The sequence below is a fragment of the Noviherbaspirillum saxi genome (assembly GCF_003591035.1).
Classification (GTDB): Bacteria; Pseudomonadota; Gammaproteobacteria; order Burkholderiales; family Burkholderiaceae_D; genus Noviherbaspirillum; species Noviherbaspirillum saxi.
This window is the reverse complement of the sequence record NZ_QYUO01000001.1, coordinates 46,799-65,319: the sequence shown is the minus strand read 5'-3', so window position 1 is coordinate 65,319 and position 18,521 is coordinate 46,799. Positions and strand designations below refer to the sequence as shown.

The window sequence follows — 18,521 nt, the reverse complement described above, 5'->3', positions numbered from 1 at the left end:
GCCTAGGTCAATAAGGTTCTTCATCGCCCAATTCCCGATAGGTATTGCGATGCTTGATACATCCTCTGCATGTTCCACACGCGTAGTTTGCTGTATGGCATGAGTGGGCGTAGGCAAGCACTTCACGGGGAATGCCAGAAGCTTGGACAAGTGCGGCCGTCGACATCTGAATGGCAGGGGCAGTAATTCGAATGCCGCCTTCTTGGAGAGCAACCAGGGTATCGGCCGCGGAAATGAAAGCTTCGGTGCCATCAGCATGATGTCCGTCAGATTTAACGGTGCCGAGCATCAGCTCACTGATATTCAATGACGCGCCCTTCATGACCGCTAACGTGATCAGCATTTGATTACGGAAGGGCCACCACTCCGAGGACGGTGCAAGCTGCAAGGCATTTGTCCCCGATAAATCCCCTGAACCTAACGAGCTGCAATCAATGCGAATCACTTCATGGCGGATGTTCAAAAGTGACGCAATTGCACTAGATGCACGAATTTCCGCCTCTGCGGGCTTTTGTCCATAGTCAATGCAAATGGCGACTGTGGGACGTTGCCAGTACGCCAGAGAAATTGAGTCCATGCCGCCGGAAAGGAGTATGGCCTTCGTCATTTCAGCGCTTTCCAGCAGGCGCGGTAAATTGCGGTAGTAAAGTCAGAATGAATCTCCGCACCATTACCCGCGATCATTTTCAAATCTTCATTGCTGACTTGTTCCGAGAATGCGACCACCGGCACTCCCTTGGCGGCTGCGTAACCCGCCTCGTAAATAGTGCCGGCATCTAAACCATCTATCAGCGCTAAGACCAAGGCCGATTGATTGAGTGCTGCGATATCAAGTGGGGCAACATGGCTGGCTGGACCATTGCCGACTTCATGATATGGCGAAAACACTTTGAGACCAGCAGCACGGAGTGCATTTCTAGCTTCTTCGACGAGCCACCGCTGAGCCATCGTAAAAAATGGGCCGGCAAGATAAACATCATAGTGCGCACGTTGAGCTTGGGGACGCATGGTGAACGGCTGTGGGTGAAGCGTCGTATCTTGTAAGGACTGTGTTGTGATCGGCAATGACTGAGTCTCACAATAAATTGCTGTGGCCAGAGAAGCCTGCGTTGCAGCATCTATCGGGTCCATGTTCTGTTCTGCCCAGAAATGTGCGAAGACTGCGGAAAATACGTCCCCACTTCCGATCGAGAATACGTGCCCTGTCATATATGGCGCAACAAGCTGCGGCTGATTGTTTGGCGTATAGACATATGCGCCCTCGTGGCCCATTTTCAGGACGACGACATCAGCCTTGTGATTGGCCAGAAGAGCGCTGGCAGCTTGTTTCGGATCCTTTGCCCCTGTCCACAAACTTGCTTCATACCCGTTGCAAACAATGGCCAGCGATTTAGCAGAGGAACTATTTGCATGAAATGGTTCAGGGTTAAAGGCTGATTGAGGATCGTAGACGGCTCGCTCCGCCTTCACGACGATCTGGCCCTCGATAGCGCCAAAGCGCAAAACATTCGTGTCTTCGATGCGCAAAGTCGGCGACCCGTCCAAGGTTTCGCGACGCGGCCAGATTTCGGGCTTACTTAAGCAGTGGAAATAGCGAAATGCTACGTCTGGTGCCTCTACATAACCCTTGATGATGAAGGCAAACTGGTCTGCTAGGCTTTGGCGATTAGGCTTCGTTGACAATTGCCCAAACGTCGAAAGAAAAACCTGATCGGACAATGTCGAGATCGCAGCGGCAGCGCGACCGGCGGAGCCGTACATCGCTCGCCACTCTGGAAATTCACAGAATTCCCGATAGGTGCCGCCTGCAATGTGGATCATGGGCAGTTCCCTGGTGTCACCAAGACTTCGCATCGAGCGCCGGCGATTGATAAGACTTCGGCCTTAAATGAATTGCCATCGTCGAGGCATTCCACCAAGCGAGGAATGCCGGAAACGGTGATGGACCCCAGAATCTGGCCCTGATGTAAAACGACGACCACTTTTCTCCCTTGGGATTGATCAATAACAACATCCAGGCAGTCGCCAACTTTCACGTTAGCCAGAACGGTCGGTACCGGTGAGTTGACGACTGTTTTGAATGAAAGACGATCGCAAGGAGTGCGTGGTGGTTCTGGATCCCAGCTAGTACTAGAACCTGACATGATTATTCCCTCAAAATTTGGGTGCCTACGCTGTTAGCGCATCTTCGATGCTGGTTGGTTACCTAAGCACTCATCATTAATTATTCTTTATGGATTAGTACCTAGGCCTTTTTGCTGCTTTATCCGGCATTTAAGTAATTATATTGCCAAAAAGAAATTTCTAATCTCCCACACATATGGGATTTACGACAAAAAATGCCGCTCAAATTGGGCGGCATTTCATAGAAGTTACGGTGGAAAATGGCAGCTTTTGAAAGCGAAACCTGAACATCGCAAGCTCATGGGTTTAGGTACGGAAGCGATGCTTGGCTGGGAAATGGCGGCTGCTGCACTTGAATTTACCTCTCCATCCCAGGAATGAATTCTTGGCGATGTTGCATCGGGAGATCGCTGGAGGGTAGTGGTCGGAGTCAGCTTATGGTTCCAAATTTCGACTTGGTGCCAAATTATGCTTCCGATTCGACGAAAAGTTTAGCATTTAAGTAATGAAAAGGCCCGTATATTGCCAAGTTATGGTTCCAAAAGGGTGACACTTTATAGTTCTAGTTACAAACCGTGCGAGTCCGCATGGTATGTACGTGCGGTTCAAACGTCCGTTATGTAATTAACGTGCTCTCCCTTGTCACTCATACCGAAGCCATTTCGGTAACCGGCTGAATGCAGCAGTCATTTCTTGGCGAGCGCATTTGCCTAGGCCGTTTACGCTTTAAATCTGCTTTCCAAAATTCCAGCCCAACGCGCTAGTGCCATTAATTCTTATATCGTCAAACACGTATTTGAAGCGATGCGACATTAGCGATTACATAGATTAAAACCAGATTAAGCATTCTTGAAATCATTTGCAAGTCATTGATTTTATTGGTTATTGACTCGTGACCCGCACGCTCCGAAAACGAATTTTTCACGCTCGATAGACGTGCTTTGCACGCTCGACAGACGTATGTGGCTCGCGTGAGCAACGAGCTTCAACGGTCGAGCAACGATGCCTTCCAACGCTTGAAATACGGTGTTTTTCGGGAGCGAAAATGGAAATGAGGTGCTGATTCAAGCCTGTTCTTGAGGACGATGCGGGATTTGCGAGGAGCCTCCACCGATTTTTAGACTTTTCATCGCTCGAAAAACGATAAATTCATCTCGAGCCACACGGTTTGCCTCACTTTCTGGTCGCATCGGGGAAATCGACCACGCTGAAAAGACGATATTTGCGGTACTAATCCGCTTTTGCCACGCTCCACATACGTGCCTAGTGCAAGTTTCTCTTCAGGTTCCATGTCCCACGCTCGACAAACGATGGAAATGTGCGCGCCGGTATCGATAAGCGCTTCGGAACGTCCTGTCGCTAACGCCGAATCAAGCAGCAAAGCGCATTGTTGACCTCGCTCGAAACACGATAACCAGGCGGTCTTATTTAAAACGCTGGATGGCCACGCTCGAAATACGCGTCAAACGGTATTGACCGCCAAAAAACGCACTCCGAGCCACGCTCGACATACGTGTTTCAACGCTACAACGACGAGGCCCCACGCTCAAGATACGTGGATGGTCGTGTTACCTTGCTTCCTGACAACGAAAACGAACGGAACTGACATGCCGCCCACAGGGATCAAGCACAAACCGCTTAGCGACGCACTGCAAAAGATAGGAGAAACCCTCGCGGCGAAGCGCAAGGGCGGCAGTCGGCAAGCCCAGATGAGTCTGGTACCGGGGGAAGACGGCGCCGCCGAGGCAGTGCGGCGGGACGTTGAGCAAGTCCTCAATATCATCCAGCTTCCGCTCTGGGAAAACCAGGTGCGCGGCTTGCCGAATCCGCTTGCGCGTTCTGCGCTGTTCAGCGTCGCGCGCCAGAACGAGCCGCGCCAGCATTTGAAAGAGCGGCCGATCACCTCGGTCAAGGGCGTCGAAATTTTCTATACCGGCGAAGAACTGCGCCAGGACGATGAAGATGTGTTCCTGAACCTGGTGCATCTGGCGCGCAGCCAGCCGCTCGGACATGAAGTGTCGTTCACCGCATATTCCATGCTCAAGTCCATGGGCTGGCCCACTTCATCGCCGTCGTACGAAAGGCTGCGCCTGTGCATACTGCGACTTACCGCGAATGCCGTGGAAATCCGCTTCGATGCGGGTTCCGGCAAGCGCGGCTATGGCGGAACGCTGGTGCAGGAATTCACCTTCAAGGACGAGACCGACCGGCAGTGGAAAGTCAGGCTGAATCCAAAGCTGATCACGCTGTTCGGCGCTGATGCCTACACCCAGCTTGACTGGCGCCAGCGTCTGAAGCTGCGTTCGCCGCTGGCGAAATGGCTGCACGGTTTTTATTTCACACATCGCGAACCCTTCGGCTACAAGGTGGAAACGCTGAAGGGCTTGTGCGGCTCTTCAGCACAGCAGCTCTATCATTTCCGCAATGGCTTGAAAAAGGCGCTCGATCTGCTCGTCGAACAGGGGTTCCTGAAGAGCTGGAAAATTGACTCGATGACCGATGTCGTTACCGTGGTACGGGCGAGCCGCGCCCAGCAGGTTGCGCAGTTGGGAGCTTGAAGCACGGCCATCGCATCATTATCGTGTTTCGAGCGATGCTGCCGGATTCAGGCATCGCTTTGTCACCCTACTACTTGTCAATTTAATACTGTTTTCCTTTGTTCCTTGCGCGACGCCGCCGGATTTTGATTTAACTTGATCAAATATCAAACGAAGCAGCTATTCTGATTCCGCGAATGTGCTGTAATAAAGTTGACCGTCATGGTCAGCAATAACTCTAAAAACGCCATACCAGGAGAGAACAATGAAAGTATTTGCAGGCGCAATCGCGCTCGTACTTCCTATGCTGCTGCAACCCGCTTTGGCCGCGACCGACCAGCAAAACAAGATGACGGTTTGCAACAAGGAAGCGGAAGGCAAGAAAGGCGACGAGCGTAAAGCGTTCATGAAGGAGTGCCTGAGCAGCAAGCCAAAGGTGAGCGAGGCGCAAAAGGCGCAGCAGGACAAAATGAAATCCTGCAACGCCGAAGCCAAAGGCAAGGCCGGGGACGAACGCAAGAAATTCATGAGCGAATGCCTGAAAAAAGGCTAAGCTCGGGTTCTACGCCTTTTCCGCATTGACTCCGTCCGGACCTGGTCTATCCAGGGCCCGGACGGCTTGGCGTTTGTGCCGTGGACCGTCGGGGACGCTCCAGTCCGGTATCGTCACGGTTATTCGGCTGAAAACTCCGCTGCTGCCTTGGCAGTCCACAAGGCTTTGTCATAGGTGTCGAATGCGGAATCGTAACCCTCGCTATCACCCTTGGCACCGACAAACCGGGTCCACCATCCGCTCTCATCCTGAACCAGCGCAATATCGCCTTCCCTGCAGTGTTCGGCAACCGATTCATGCGCCGATAGCGTGACAATACGGATACCGCGGTGCTGTATCACTGTTGACATGGGCTACTCCAGTTGAGCGTGGCGCAGGCCGCCTTGTACGTTCGAAGAATGCATGCCAAGGGAATCATGGCTGTTGACTTTTCGCAGCGTTCGGCAGAAATTTTCTGATGCTTCCTGGCAATTCACTTGTCAGTGGCGTTTCTGCGCTGCTATAGTCGATTCGCGCATACGACATAGTCAGGTATGCGGATACAAGAGCAGATTCATACAAACTGGGGCCACTTTCCAGATAGGTTAGGGTTTCAGGAATCTACTCCTGTATCGGGAAAAAGCCCGCTTCGGCGGGCTTTTTCATGCCCGGAGCAAGGGAAATACAGGCGCAGATCTTCGCTGCATTGCAACTTGGGCAAATGAGCGGTTCGGTGTAATATTCGCTCACAAAAAAAATCCACCTCAGGAAGGATCGGAGACAACCAAGCCCGCACGACCATGTCGTGCGGGCTTTTCTATTTCCAGGATTTTCTTAGATATCACCCAAAGGTATATCCGTTATTACAACAATAAAGAGGACAGTAGTGCCGCATGCATCTATAGTTGGAACTGTCTCCTCCAACTCTCCTGGAATTGGATTGGCCCGCTACCGCAAGGTCGCGGGCTTTTTTTTGCTCTGATGAAGCGCATATTCCAATCCCGCGCCGTGATGACATCTGCGTCATCGCAAGTCGCCATGAACCAGTCGTCGTATTGTCATCTAAACGATATATGCATGGACGGGAGGGCAGCAATGCGCATGAGCGATGAAGAGTATTTCAGAAGCTGCGTCGCCAAGGAGCGTCACCTGGCGCAACTGCTTGGGCATGAAGTCGAAGAGTATTACGAGAGCGGCGGCGTATTATGGGAAGGCACGCGCGCCTTGCCGCAATGGACGCGCGACTGGGCAGCCTGCGGCCCCTTGATCGCCCTGTATGACATCGCGCTGCGGTTTACCGGTGAAGATACGGCAGGGCCGCCACATTGCGTCATCGCCGGTTCCTCGACCGTGCGCCTTTCCGATCATCCGTCAAAGGACCGCGCAGTCATGTATGCAGTGGTCAAAGCGGTAATTTGCATTCTCGAACACCATGCCGAACTCCGGCATCTACCTATGGCGAGCCCACATCAGACTGCTCCGATTGCGCACCGGCCTTGAACGCTGGTGGTGGGTAAAACAAGCTTGGCGCTCAATCCGGCATAAAATACCGGTCTGCCGGACCATCAGCGACGGCCAACGCAGTCTTGCCATTATCGACCCATGTTGCATCCCCTTGATCTGTTTCGTTGTCATCCCTGCTCGTTGAAGGACGCCGGATGACAGGTGCCCCTATGCTGCAATGGACCGAAGACGGTGTCGCCTATTCCGTTCGCTGGCAATCGGAAGCAGGCGTGCCGCCGCCCAAACGCGTGGTGCCGGCGGATGACCGCATGCCGGCCGATACCGCATATCGCCTGGCATGCGAGGGAACCGCGCTGTTATGGCGCGGCGACTTTCAAAATGCCCGCCAGCTGCTGCAGGCATTGGCGCGCCGGGTCGACCGCAAACCGAAAAAAGCCGCGCCGCCCGGATCGCTGACCGATGCCTTTCATCGGCACCGCCAGGTGCAGGCACAGCGCGCGCGTATCCTGGGCATGCTGCTGCTGCCATTCGAGACCGGACATGTGATCCCGCTACGCCGCGCGCCGGACGTTCGCTCGGCCTGCGAAGAAGCCTATGGCGTGGCGGGCGAAGCCTATGTTGCTTCCCTGCGCGAGTTGCTCGGCTTGATCGGTGCGCATGAGTGGCGCAAGAAAGGCGTCGAGATTCCTGCGCTGGGAGCGCGCATCCATCCTTACTATGGCGTGTTTTCCCCGGTGCGCGGCGAGTATGTCGATCTTGTCGCCCAGGCTCCGTTGCCAACCAAGGCATTGGCCTTCGATATCGGTACCGGCACCGGCGTGCTGTCGGCGGTATTGGCGCAACGCGGCGTCGCCCGCGTCATCGCTACCGACCAGGATGCACGGGCGCTGGCCTGCGCCCGCGACAATCTGATGCGCCTGGGTTTTGCCAGGCAGGTCGAGGTGGCGCAGGCGGATCTGTTTCCGCCCGGTCGCGCGCCGCTGATCATCTGTAATCCGCCCTGGGTCCCGGCGCGACCGAGTTCGCCGGTCGAATACGCGGTGTTCGACCCTGACAGCCGAATGCTGCGCGGATTTCTCGAGGGCCTTGCCGCGCATCTTGAACCGGATGGCGAAGGCTGGCTCATCATGTCCGACTTGGCCGAGCACCTCGGATTGCGGACGCGCGAACAATTACTGGCGTGGATAGGCGATGCAAGACTTTCGATCGCAGGACGTATCGACATACGGCCACGCCACTCCAAGGCAACAGACAAAAACGATCCGCTGTATCAGGCGCGCATGGCGGAAGTGACTTCGCTGTGGCGACTCAAGGCAGCTTGAGCGGCACCCCGGCAATGCTTTTCAAAAAGGCAAGCCTGCACACCTGTCTGCGCAATTTCGTGTCCCCCTAGTAAAATGGCGTACGGCAGGAGGCCGATCGTTCCTGCAATCAATGGCCGGAGTGGAATCCGCCTGCCGCCATTGCCATTTAGTCATGGAGATGCGGTGAACCTGTCCACATTCATCAGCGACAATATGCAGCAGCTCGTTGCGGAATGGGAAGCCTTTGCGGCGACCTTGCTGCCGGCGGCAGAGGCCATGACCCCGATGGCGCTCCGGGACCATTTTCGCGACATTCTCGACCAGATTGCGTTTGAAACCGATTCTTCGGAAACGCAAAGCGAGCAAGGTGCAATGTCGGCCAGCGTTGGCCGTCAAAGTGCCGCTGCCCTGCATGGAACGCTGCGCCACGCCGCCGGTTTCGAACTACATCAGGTCGGCACCGAATTCTGCACGTTGCGCGCCAACGTCTTGCGTAGATGGACGGCACAAGGCTTCGACCTGAACGAGGGTGCTTTTCACCAAATGATGCGCTTTAACGCAGCGATCGACCGGGCCATGTCGGAATCGCTTGGCCGCTATGCGGAAGAACTGGAGCGCTCGCGCAACAAGTTTCTTGCCATCCTGGGCCATGATTTGCGCACCCCGCTAGGCGCCATCATCATGACCAGTCAATATCTTGCAACACCGGGAATTTCGTCCGAGCGAATGGCGGAAGCAGCGGACCGCTTAAGCCGCAGTGCGGCGGCGATGAGTGCAATGATCAAGGACTTGCTCGAATTTACCCGCTCGCGGCTGGGCGAGGGAATTCCCGTCTCGCCTGCGCCTGCCGATCTTGCCCATGTGTGTGCACTGGCGTTGAACGAGATCCACACAGCCTACCCGTCGCGCCGCTTCAACTTGCAGACCTCCGGGCCGCTGGATTGCGTGGCCGATGGCGAACGTATTCGGCAGGTGCTGTGGAACCTGCTGAGCAATGCGGTACAGCATGGCGGCCGCGATTTACCTATCGACGTGATCGCGAATGGCGAGGCGACATGCATCACGGTGCAGGTCAAAAACCATGGACCGGCAATTTCAGCCGATGCCTTGCAAGTGATCTTTGATCCCATGATTCACGTCGGTCGCGATGATGAGGATGGGTATTCGATGCCGCCGGCAAATCTGGGATTGGGATTGTTTATTGCGCGGGAAATTGTGTGTGCGCATCGAGGGGAGATAAGTGCGGCATCCTCTGATGACGAGGGGACGACGTTTGCGTTCACTCTGCCGCGCGGTGCTTGAGACCGTTATAAAAAATATCAGCCCTTTTACTTGTCGATTAAGCGCCGGTTAGGGCAGGATGGACAGATCAGGGTAATTGCCTGTGCCGCGCGGCGCATGGTCGATCACGATGCGACGCCGATATTGGTCAAACAAGTTTTATCCGCATTATGTATTGCCTTTCCGGCACGCTGTTGTAGGCTGGCGACTCCTACCCCCCATCAGCGAATCATTTCATTTGCGACACGTGCCGGCACATGCACAATGGAATCATGTTCCATGTGTGCAACAGAAAAGATGGCCAGTACCCAATTGTTCCACCCGCGTGTTATTTCCCTTGCAGTGTGTACCGCATGCATCGCGCTGCCCGAGGCGGTCCATGCCGATACCGATGTGCAACCCGCACGCAGCGCTCTCGAGACCGAACGCGGCAATTCCGCTTTCCTCGGGCGTATCAAGGCCGACTATGCGCACGCGATGGGCATTACCGGCAAGGGGGTGACCATCGCCACGCTGGATACCGGGATTCATGCCGGGCATCGCGAATTTGCGCAAGCCGGCAAACTGCTGCACGGATTTAATGCAGTCAATCACAATGCAGACGTGACCGATCGCTCCGGCCATGGCTCGCATGTCGCCGGCGTGCTTGCCGCCGCGCGCGATGCACGCGGCATGTCCGGTGTCGCCTATGACGCCAGCTTATTGCCGATCAAGGTGTTTCCCGAGCGCGGCAGCGGTTCCACCACGGCGCTCAACAGTGGACTGCGCTATGCGATCGGTAAGGCAGCGATAGCTAACATGAGTGTCGGTGCATCCAATGCCTTCGATCCGCGCGCCATGCAGGAAGCCGTGCGCAGCGGTTTATTGATCGTTGCTTCGGCTGGCAATGACGGCGCAGCGGTCAGCAACTGGCCAGCCCGATTTGCCCGTGAAGTATGGGCCAATAACCAGATCATCGTCGTCGGCGCAGTGGATGCGGCCAACCGGATTGCATCCTTTTCCAACCGGGCCGGCGACGTGGCGGCATGGTACATGGTGGCACCCGGTGTCGGCATTTATTCCAGCTATCGCAACGACCAGTATGCAACCATGAACGGCACGTCGATGGCCGCACCCATGGTCAGCGGTGCTGCAGCGCTGTTGATGCAACTATGGCCGTCGTTGCGCGCCGACCAGGTTGCCACCATTCTGCTGGTGACGGCCACCGATCTCGGCGCACCCGGGATCGATCCGATTTATGGACGTGGCATGCTGAATGCGGAGAAAGCTTTGCAGCCGGTCGGCGCGCTGACCACGACTACCTTCAATGGCAAGACTATCAGCGTGCTGGCCGGCACTACATTACCGTCTTCCGCGACCAGCAAGCTGTGGAGTCTTGCCGCATCGGGGCAGTTGCGCGTGGTCGGCAATGATGATTTTCAGCGCGACTTCGGCATCGATCTGGGCGCCACTGTTGCGCGTCCGACTTCGCTTTCGCTGGACAACATACTGGGCGATATGGAGCGTCGCATCGATGTGGTGGAACAGGTGTTGGACAAGCGTACCGAAATGTCATTTGCGTATGAAACCGCACGAGCGAGATCCGGTGTGTCGTTTGATGATGCGCCGCGTCGCCGGCTTGCTGCTTTTTCATTGTTGGCGCGCGAAGGGAATGGCGTGGAAGCTGCCTTCGCGCTGGGCGATTATTCCGGCGACTATTTCGGCGCTGCCGGATTAAGACCATCGCCGGCAATGACGCTTGCCGATGTCGCCGCATTGGCAAATCCTTATTTTTCAATGTTGCCAGCCGCGTTGCACGCCGCCGTCGGACGCGATGTCCATGGTTTCAAACTGAAAGCCGGCATCGTTCGCTCCGGCGACCAAAGCCTGTTCACCGCGCCAGATCTCTGTGCGCCAACATCGAACCTGCCGCGCGCGCGATCCGGGTTGTTCGAATTGTCGCGTTCCTTCGATGGCGCTGCGATGTCGCTGTCAGTGTCGCAGACACGTGAGAGCAATGCCTACCTTGGCTCGTATTCAAGTGGCGCGCTCGGTCTGGGTAATAGGGCATCCACCAGTGCTGTCCAGCTTGCCGGCGCCGTCATGTTGACGCCGACGCTGGCGCTTGCCGGGCAAGCTGCATATGGCATCACGCCCGGCGGACGCAGCGCCGACAGCCTGATCAGCGATGTGAGCTCCGCGCGCACCAATGCGTTTTCACTGGCCGTGATCAATGCCAACCGCTTCAGGACGGGCGATCGCATCAGTTTGTCGCTCGTGCAACCAATGCGCATGTATTCCGGCAACGCCGTGATGGATGTCCAATCGGGCGCTCACACGCGTGAGCAAATTGTGTTTTCCATGGTGCCGACCGGGCGGGAAACCCGTGCCGAGCTGAACTACCGGATGCCTGCCGGGCCGCGTGCGACATTCGGCGTGATGCTGATGTTGCGCCGTGACCCGAATAACATGGTCCATGTGCCCATGGACAAGCTGATTGCCGCGCGTTTTTCCGCGCGTTTCTGAATTCGTTGCCTTGCCGCTCATGATGCTGGACGCCGCATGCCCACGGCGCTAAGCTGTGTACGTGTGCTTTCCGAGGCGTTAATCCATGTCACGCGAAAACGCCTCACCAAACAATAACGTGCCGGCGGATGACGTAACCATCGGGTTTTGGGAACGTCATGAAAAATTCTCCCCCGACACCGAGCATGCCTACCAGCTAGAGATGGACCGGATGCGCCAACAGCGCATTACGAAGACCGGGCTTGCCGGTGCCGTGCTGTATGGTGCCTTTGCAATCAGCGACCGCTCGATGGTGCCGGACGTCTATCAGCAGGCTTGGGCAATTCGGTTTCTACTCGTCATCCCATTGATGCTACTAGGGACATTCATCGTCCACCGACTGAAAAGCCTTGCGGCGCGCGACCTGGCGATTGCCATATCGATCCTGGTATGCGGTGCGAGCGTGCCGGTGATTGCCGGCCTGAGTTCGCATCCGAATGCCGTGCATTATCAGACTGGCATTACCTTGATTATCCTGTTTGGCAATATTGTCGTTAGCCAGCGCTTCCGCAGCGCTCTGTGGACTTCCGCAGTATTGGTGGTGCTGTACGGGATCACCTTGAGCAATGTTCCTCTGATGCCGCCTCATGTACGCTTCAGCAACTGGCTGTTTTGCCTGTCGGCGGTGGTGATCAGCCTGATCGCGAACTTTCGGATGGATCAGGACCAGCGGCGCGCTTATCTGGCGCGCACGCGCGACCACGCACGCAACCGCGAACTCAGTCAGGCAGTCGAGCTGCTCGGCAAGCTGTCTGCCGAAGATGCGCTGACCCAGATCGCCAATCGCCGCGAGTTCGACCGCCGGCTCAATATCGAATGGGCGCGTGCGCGGCGCGGCAATTGCGAGCTCGCGTTGGTGCTGATCGATGTCGACTGCTTCAAGAATTACAACGATCACTATGGTCATCCGTCTGGCGACGCCTGCCTGAAAAAGATTGCGGACGTATTGCGTTCGGTGCCCAAGCGCTCCGCAGACCTGGTTGCCCGTTTCGGCGGCGAAGAATTCGTTGCGTTATTGCCGTCGACCAGTCGCGACGATGCAAGAATATTGGCGGAAAAAATGCGGCAAGGCGTCGCCGATCTGCAGATTCCGCATGCGACATCGCGCGTGGCGCCGGGCGTGACCGCCAGTTTCGGGGTCGCTACGCTGCGACCGGACGAGTCGCTGCAACCGGCCGATCTGGTGGCCGCCGCCGATGCCGCGCTGTACAAGGCCAAGGAAGGCGGACGCAATCAGGTGGCCGAGGCCGCTGCAATCAGCACGCTGCCGCAATGATGGGCAATGCACGTGGCCGATATACAATCGACGCTTGTTGATTGCCTTTGCCATCATTCATGCTTACTCCAGTGTTCACATATGGCTCGCTGATGTTTCCGGAAGTCTGGAACCGGGTTGTGCGCGGCGACTATCGCTCCCTGCCGGCCACGCTGCCGGGCCATGCGCGCTTTGTGCTGAAGAATGAAACCTATCCGGGCGTGATTGCGCAACCGGGGCAAAGTGTCGCCGGGCTGCTCTATTTCGATGTGTCGCCGCAGGATGTCGTGGCCCTGGATGCCTTCGAAGGCGACGAATACCGGCGCGTGGCGGTCGGCGTCACGCTGGACTCCGGAGAAACCGTCGAAGCCCAGGCTTATCTCTACCTGTTGCCGCAAAAGTTGTCGGATTCGCCATGGTTGCCGGAAGCTTTCCAGATGCAGCGCTTCATCGCCACCTATTGCCGCGAAAAGCTGGGTGAGTAGAGCCGGTATAATTCTCTCTTTCCCCAATTTCCCAAGCGCGGCCGCCCGCCGGACGCCATTTCTTCCATGCTCGCTTCACAAAAACAACAGATTGTCGACCTGTTCCAGGCCGCGCTCGCGCCCATCGTCGCCGGCACCGAACTGCAACCCAATGTCGTGCTGGAGCGTCCGCGCGACCCGGCGCATGGCGACATTGCCTGCAATATCGCCATGCAGCTGGCCAAGCCGCTGAAGAAAAACCCGCGCGAACTGGCGCAGGCGATCGTCGCCGCGGTGCTGGCCAACAAGGGCAACCTGATCGAGTCGGCCGATATCGCCGGTCCCGGCTTCATCAACCTGCGCGTGGCGGCCGCCGCCAAGCAGGCGGTCGTGAAATCGGTGCTCGATGAAGCGGCGCAGTTTGGCAAGTCCAGCGCCGGCAGCGGCAAGAAAGTCATGGTCGAATTCGTTTCGGCCAATCCGACCGGTCCGCTGCACGTCGGCCATGGCCGCCAGGGCGCGCTCGGCGATGCGATGTCGTCGCTGCTGGAATCGCAGGGTTATGACGTCACCCGCGAGTTTTACTATAACGACGCCGGTGTCCAGATCGGCAACCTCGCCCTGTCGGTGCAGGCGCGCGCCAAAGGCTTCAAGCCGGGCGACGCCGGCTGGCCGGAATCCGCGTACAACGGCGACTACATCGCCGATATCGCCGCCGACTTCCTGCAAAAGCAAACCGTGTCCGCCAGCGATGGCGCGCCGGTCACCGCCAGCGGCGATGTCGACGATATCGAATCGATCCGCAAGTTCGCGGTCACTTACCTGCGTCACGAACAGGATCTGGACTTGCAGGCCTTCGGCGTCAAGTTCGATAACTACTACCTCGAATCCTCGCTGTACACCGAAGGCAAGGTCGCGGACGCGGTCGATGCGCTGGTCAACGCCGGCAAAACCTATGAACAGGATGGCGCGCTATGGCTGCGCACCACCGACTTTGGCGACGACAAGGACCGGGTGATGAAGAAGTCAGACGGCACCTATACCTATTTCGTGCCGGACGTCGCCTATCACATCACCAAGTGGCAGCGCGGTTACGGCAAGGTGATCAATGTGCAGGGCAGTGATCACCATGGCACGATTGCCCGCGTGCGCGCCGGCCTGCAGAGCGTGGGACTCGGCATCCCGCAGGGTTATCCCGACTATGTGCTGCACAAGATGGTCACGGTCATGAAGAATGGCGAGGAAGTCAAGATTTCCAAGCGCGCCGGTTCCTATGTCACCGTGCGCGATTTGATCGAATGGTCGGCCGGCGATGCCGCCGCTGCGGTCAACGAGCAGGGCGAGCGTGACTTGACGCGCGGCCGCGATGCGGTGCGCTTCTTCCTGATTTCGCGCAAGGCCGATACCGAATTCACGTTCGACGTCGACCTCGCGCTGTCGCAATCCGATGAAAATCCGGTTTATTACGTCCAGTACGCGCATGCCCGCATCTGCTCGGTGATGGCGCAGTGGGGCGGCGATGAATCGACGCTCAACAATGTGGATCTTTCGCCACTGACTTCACCGCGCGAAGCAGCCCTGCTGGCGAAGCTGGCCGAATATCCAGAGATGCTGCAAAAAGCCCTCGACGAACTCGGCCCGCATCAGGTAGCGTTCTATCTGCGCGACTTGGCCGGCGAGCTGCACAGTTACTACAACGCCGAGCGCGTGCTGGTCGACGATATGTCCTTCAGGATGGCGCGACTGGCACTGATGCTGGCGACGCGTCAGGTGTTGCGCAACGGTTTGGCGCTGATCGGGGTATCGGCGCCTGCGCGGATGTAGGCACGAGGCTGGCGTTCTCCGGACTGCGGTTCGGAGAATGTCGAAGTAACGTTATCGAGGAAGTATGCACAAGTACAACAGGCAGCAGGGCGGAACGATTTTAGGCATCATCATCGGTTTGATCATCGGTCTGGGCATCGCGCTCGGCGTGGCAATGGTAATCACCAAGACACCGATGCCGTTCACCGACAAGTCGGGCCGGCAGAAAATGACCGAGCCGAACGCCGGTCAGGCCGCCGATCCCAACAAGCCGCTGTACGGAGTCAAGGCCGCGAAGAAGCCGGTGGAAGAGGCGAAGGAACCGCCGCCCAATACCGCCGCGCCGCAACCGGCCGAAAAGAAGCAGGAAGCCAAGGTTGATTCGAAGCTGGACGCAAAGGCTGACAAGAAAGCGGACGGCAAGGCACCGGTGGTTGAACAGTCGACGGCGGCCGACAAGCCGAAGAAAGCCGAGGCCGAAGGCAAAGCTGACCCCAAGCCGGAAACCAAGGCCGAGAACGCGGACGACAAGTGGAGTTATTATCTGCAGGCGGGCGCTTTCCGCGAGCAGACCGATGCGGAAAATATCCGTGCCAAACTTGCATTGCTGGGCGTGGAAGCCAAAATTTCCGAACGTCAGGCCGATACCGGAGTGCTGTACCGGGTGCGCGTGGGGCCGTTCAACCAGCTTGAGGCAATGAACAAGGTTCGCGGGAAATTGTCCGATAATGGCGTTGATGCAGCAATAGTGCGCATCGCCAAGTAACCAATGAAAACCGAGCAAGAACTTACCAGGAAAATTGAAGGAATCTTATGCGTTTTCTGAAACATTTATTGGCTGCAGTCAGCATCGGCCTGTTGGCCGCCGGCGCGCAGGCAACCCCCGACAATCCGCAAAGCGGCGTGGACTACCGTACGCTCGACAAGGCGCAGCAGACCGACTCCGGCAAGAAAGTCGAAGTCACCGAATTCTTTTGGTATTCCTGCCCGCACTGCCATGCACTCGAACATGATCTGGTCGCATGGGTGAAAAAGCAGGGCGACAATATCGTCTTCAAGCGCGTACCGGTCGCGTTCCGCGATTCGATGGTGCCGCAGCAAAAGCTGTACTACACGCTGGAAGCGATGGGCAAGCTGGATGAACTGCATGGCAAGGTATTCAGCACCATTCACGTGCAAAAGCAGCGCACCGACACCGATGCTGAAATCGCTGAATTCGCCGCCAAGAACGGCATCGACAAGCAGAAATTCCTTGAGGTCTACAACTCCTTCGGTGTTCAGAGCAAGGCCAAGCGTGCAGCCCAGCTGATGCAGGCTTACCAGATCGATGGTGTGCCGCTGCTGGCGATCGACGGCCGTTATCTGACTTCGCCTTCGATCGTCAGCCAAAGCATCGGCAACAAACCGGAACCGGTCCTGCATGCGGCAACATTGCAGGTGGCCGATTGGCTGGTCAACAAGAGCAAGCAAGGCAAGTAACGATGCGTTGGGCGTGAAACACGACGCGCCGATTGCCCGAAAAAATGAGAAAGTCCGTCCTTCGAAAGAAGGCGGACTTTTTGTTTTTTGCTGCAGCGTTAAAATTACGGCAGCATGCCGGCACATTCCGGCATTTCTTCCCGCACATTCAAGGTCAACATGCAACGCGTATTCATTACAGGCGCTTCCAGCGGTCTCGGCGCGGCGCTCGCACAGCGCTATGCCGGGCAAGGTGCCGCACTCGGGCTGGTGGCGCGCACGAGCAGCGCGCTGCAGGCGCTCGTTGCCGGCCTGCCCGACCCTGAACGGCACCGCATCTATCCGCTCGATGTCAACGACCACGCGGCATTGCAGGCGGCCGCCGGCGACTTCATCGCTGCGCACGGCGGCGCCGATATCGTGATCGCTAACGCAGGTATCTCGCAAGGCACGTTGACCGAATATGCGGAAGACCTTGCGGTATTTACAAAGATTTTCAGCACCAACGTGATGGCGACGGTAGCTACCTTTGCACCTTTCATCGCGTCGATGAAACGGCAAGCGGCGGCTGGCAGCCGCGACTGCCGCCTGGTCGGGATTGCCAGCGTCTCCGGTATTCGCGGCTTGCCCGGCGCGGGCGCCTACAGCGCTTCCAAATGTGCGGTCATCAGTTATTGCGAATCGCTGCGGGTCGAATTGCGCAGCAGCGGCATCCGCGTCGTGACGATCGCGCCGGGTTATGTCGATACGCCGATGACGCAAGTGAACCGGTATCCGATGCCTTTTTTAATGCAGGCACCGCGCTTTGCCGAAAAGGCGGCCAGAACCATCGAGGCCGGTGTCAGCTACCGCGTGATTCCGTGGCAGATGGGCATCATCGCCAAGCTGTTGCGCATGCTGCCGAACTGGCTGTATGACGCGGTGTTTGCGCGCGCACCGCACAAGGCGCGCAAATCATGAGGTTCATCGATGCCATTGGGCAGGCACATGCATCGGTAAATGCGGATGCATCGCCGCGCATCGTCTCGCTGGTTCCCTCGATCACCGAACTGGTATGCGATCTCGGCCTGGCATCGGCCCTGGTCGGGCGCACCGGCTTTTGCATTCATCCGGCCGGAACCGTGAACGCCATTCCCAAAGTTGGCGGCACCAAGGATGTCAACATTGAAAAAATCCGCCGGCTGGCGCCGACGCATCTGATCGTCAACATCGATGAAAATGAAAAGCCGACCGTCGAGACGCTCGCGCAGTTTATACCGCATGTGGTGGTGACCCATCCGCTGGCGCCAGGCGACAATCTTGCGCTGTATCGGCTGCTGGGCGGGATTTTTAACGCACAGGCGCAGGCCGAGCGGCTCTGCGCCGCATTCGAGACCGAGTATGCCGCGCTGCGGGCACTACCCAAGTCGCCGCCGCAAACCTGGCTGTACTGCATCTGGAAAGATCCGTGGATGACGATTTCAGGCGATACCTATATCGCCCGGATGATGGCTGAAATCGGCTGGCAGGCATGGACGCCGGGCGGCGATCCTGCGCGCTACCCGCGCTTCGAATGGTCGGATGCGGTGGCGCATGCGATCGATGGCGTTTTGCTGTCGAGCGAGCCTTACCGGTTTACCGAAGCGCACGTCGATGCGCTCGAACGGCAGATCGGCAAACCGGTCCAGCTGGTCGATGGAGAAATGATGTCCTGGTATGGCAGCCGCGCGATCGCCGGCCTGCGTTATCTGCGGCAACTGGCGGCCGCATAAGCAT

At 57.2% G+C, this 18,521-nt stretch carries 16 protein-coding genes; 13 read left to right on the top strand and 3 right to left on the bottom strand.

Going from position 1 to position 18,521, the window contains the following annotated elements; translation table 11 throughout:
• Positions 1-7 precede the first annotated feature (7 nt).
• Entirely contained in the window at positions 8-607 is a 600-nt protein-coding gene (locus tag D3871_RS00330; protein WP_119767102.1) for a 7-cyano-7-deazaguanine synthase, read from the bottom strand.
• Positions 604-1,821 carry a PfkB family carbohydrate kinase gene (locus D3871_RS00325; RefSeq protein ID WP_158597836.1) on the bottom strand — a complete coding sequence of 406 codons (1,218 nt, stop codon included), beginning with the start codon at positions 1,819-1,821 and terminating at the stop codon, positions 604-606. The genes D3871_RS00330 and D3871_RS00325 overlap by 4 nt, the downstream gene beginning before the upstream one ends.
• Before the next feature lie 1,910 nt (positions 1,822-3,731).
• On the opposite strand from D3871_RS00325, the gene trfA reads away from it, so the two are divergent.
• The gene (trfA, locus tag D3871_RS00320; RefSeq protein ID WP_158597835.1) at positions 3,732-4,682 is read left to right on the top strand and encodes a plasmid replication initiator TrfA; all 951 of its coding nucleotides are present in this window, start codon (positions 3,732-3,734) and stop codon (positions 4,680-4,682) included.
• 244 nt (positions 4,683-4,926) lie between these two features.
• Positions 4,927-5,214, top strand: coding sequence for a PsiF family protein (locus D3871_RS00315; RefSeq protein ID WP_119767099.1), 288 nt, complete (start codon positions 4,927-4,929; stop codon positions 5,212-5,214).
• Positions 5,215-5,333: 119 nt separating this feature from the next.
• Here the strand turns inward: D3871_RS00315 and D3871_RS00310 are convergent, their stop codons facing one another.
• A complete protein-coding gene (locus tag D3871_RS00310; protein WP_119767098.1) occupies positions 5,334-5,564 on the bottom strand; it encodes a hypothetical protein in 231 nt (76 codons plus the stop codon).
• 730 nt (positions 5,565-6,294) lie between these two features.
• Here D3871_RS00310 and D3871_RS00305 point away from each other — a divergent pair.
• The 11 genes from D3871_RS00305 to D3871_RS00255 all read left to right on the top strand — a co-directional run bounded on the left by D3871_RS00305 (position 6,295) and on the right by D3871_RS00255 (position 18,517).
• Positions 6,295-6,693 carry an aminoacyl-tRNA synthetase gene (locus tag D3871_RS00305; protein WP_233575464.1) on the top strand — a complete coding sequence of 133 codons (399 nt, stop codon included), beginning with the start codon at positions 6,295-6,297 and terminating at the stop codon, positions 6,691-6,693.
• A 158-nt stretch (positions 6,694-6,851) separates the two neighbouring features.
• Complete coding sequence (locus D3871_RS00300; protein WP_119767097.1) at positions 6,852-7,979, top strand: methyltransferase; 1,128 nt, start codon at positions 6,852-6,854, stop codon at positions 7,977-7,979.
• A 165-nt stretch (positions 7,980-8,144) separates the two neighbouring features.
• Positions 8,145-9,263 carry a sensor histidine kinase gene (locus D3871_RS00295; RefSeq protein WP_158597834.1) on the top strand — a complete coding sequence of 373 codons (1,119 nt, stop codon included), beginning with the start codon at positions 8,145-8,147 and terminating at the stop codon, positions 9,261-9,263.
• 258 nt (positions 9,264-9,521) lie between these two features.
• Positions 9,522-11,747, top strand: a complete 2,226-nt coding sequence (locus D3871_RS00290; RefSeq protein WP_158597833.1) for a S8 family peptidase — start codon at positions 9,522-9,524, stop codon at positions 11,745-11,747.
• Positions 11,748-11,832: 85 nt separating this feature from the next.
• On the top strand, positions 11,833-13,062 hold the full coding sequence (locus tag D3871_RS00285) for a GGDEF domain-containing protein (protein ID WP_119767094.1): 1,230 nt from the start codon (positions 11,833-11,835) through the stop codon (positions 13,060-13,062).
• 59 nt (positions 13,063-13,121) lie between these two features.
• Positions 13,122-13,526, top strand: coding sequence for a gamma-glutamylcyclotransferase family protein (locus D3871_RS00280; protein ID WP_119767093.1), 405 nt, complete (start codon positions 13,122-13,124; stop codon positions 13,524-13,526).
• Positions 13,527-13,592: 66 nt separating this feature from the next.
• Positions 13,593-15,329 carry an arginine--tRNA ligase gene (gene argS, locus D3871_RS00275; RefSeq protein WP_119767092.1) on the top strand — a complete coding sequence of 579 codons (1,737 nt, stop codon included), beginning with the start codon at positions 13,593-13,595 and terminating at the stop codon, positions 15,327-15,329.
• A gap of 64 nt (positions 15,330-15,393) precedes the next feature.
• Positions 15,394-16,074, top strand: a complete 681-nt coding sequence (locus tag D3871_RS00270; RefSeq protein ID WP_119767091.1) for an SPOR domain-containing protein — start codon at positions 15,394-15,396, stop codon at positions 16,072-16,074.
• Positions 16,075-16,121: 47 nt separating this feature from the next.
• Positions 16,122-16,787: a thiol:disulfide interchange protein DsbA/DsbL gene (locus D3871_RS00265; RefSeq protein WP_119767090.1), complete on the top strand. Its 666-nt coding sequence runs from the start codon at positions 16,122-16,124 to the stop codon at positions 16,785-16,787.
• Positions 16,788-16,901: 114 nt separating this feature from the next.
• On the top strand, positions 16,902-17,726 hold the full coding sequence (locus D3871_RS00260; RefSeq protein ID WP_233575463.1) for an SDR family oxidoreductase: 825 nt from the start codon (positions 16,902-16,904) through the stop codon (positions 17,724-17,726).
• Positions 17,723-18,517, top strand: coding sequence for a helical backbone metal receptor (locus D3871_RS00255; protein WP_119767089.1), 795 nt, complete (start codon positions 17,723-17,725; stop codon positions 18,515-18,517). Before D3871_RS00260 ends, D3871_RS00255 begins: the two co-directional genes overlap by 4 nt.
• Positions 18,518-18,521 lie beyond the last annotated feature (4 nt).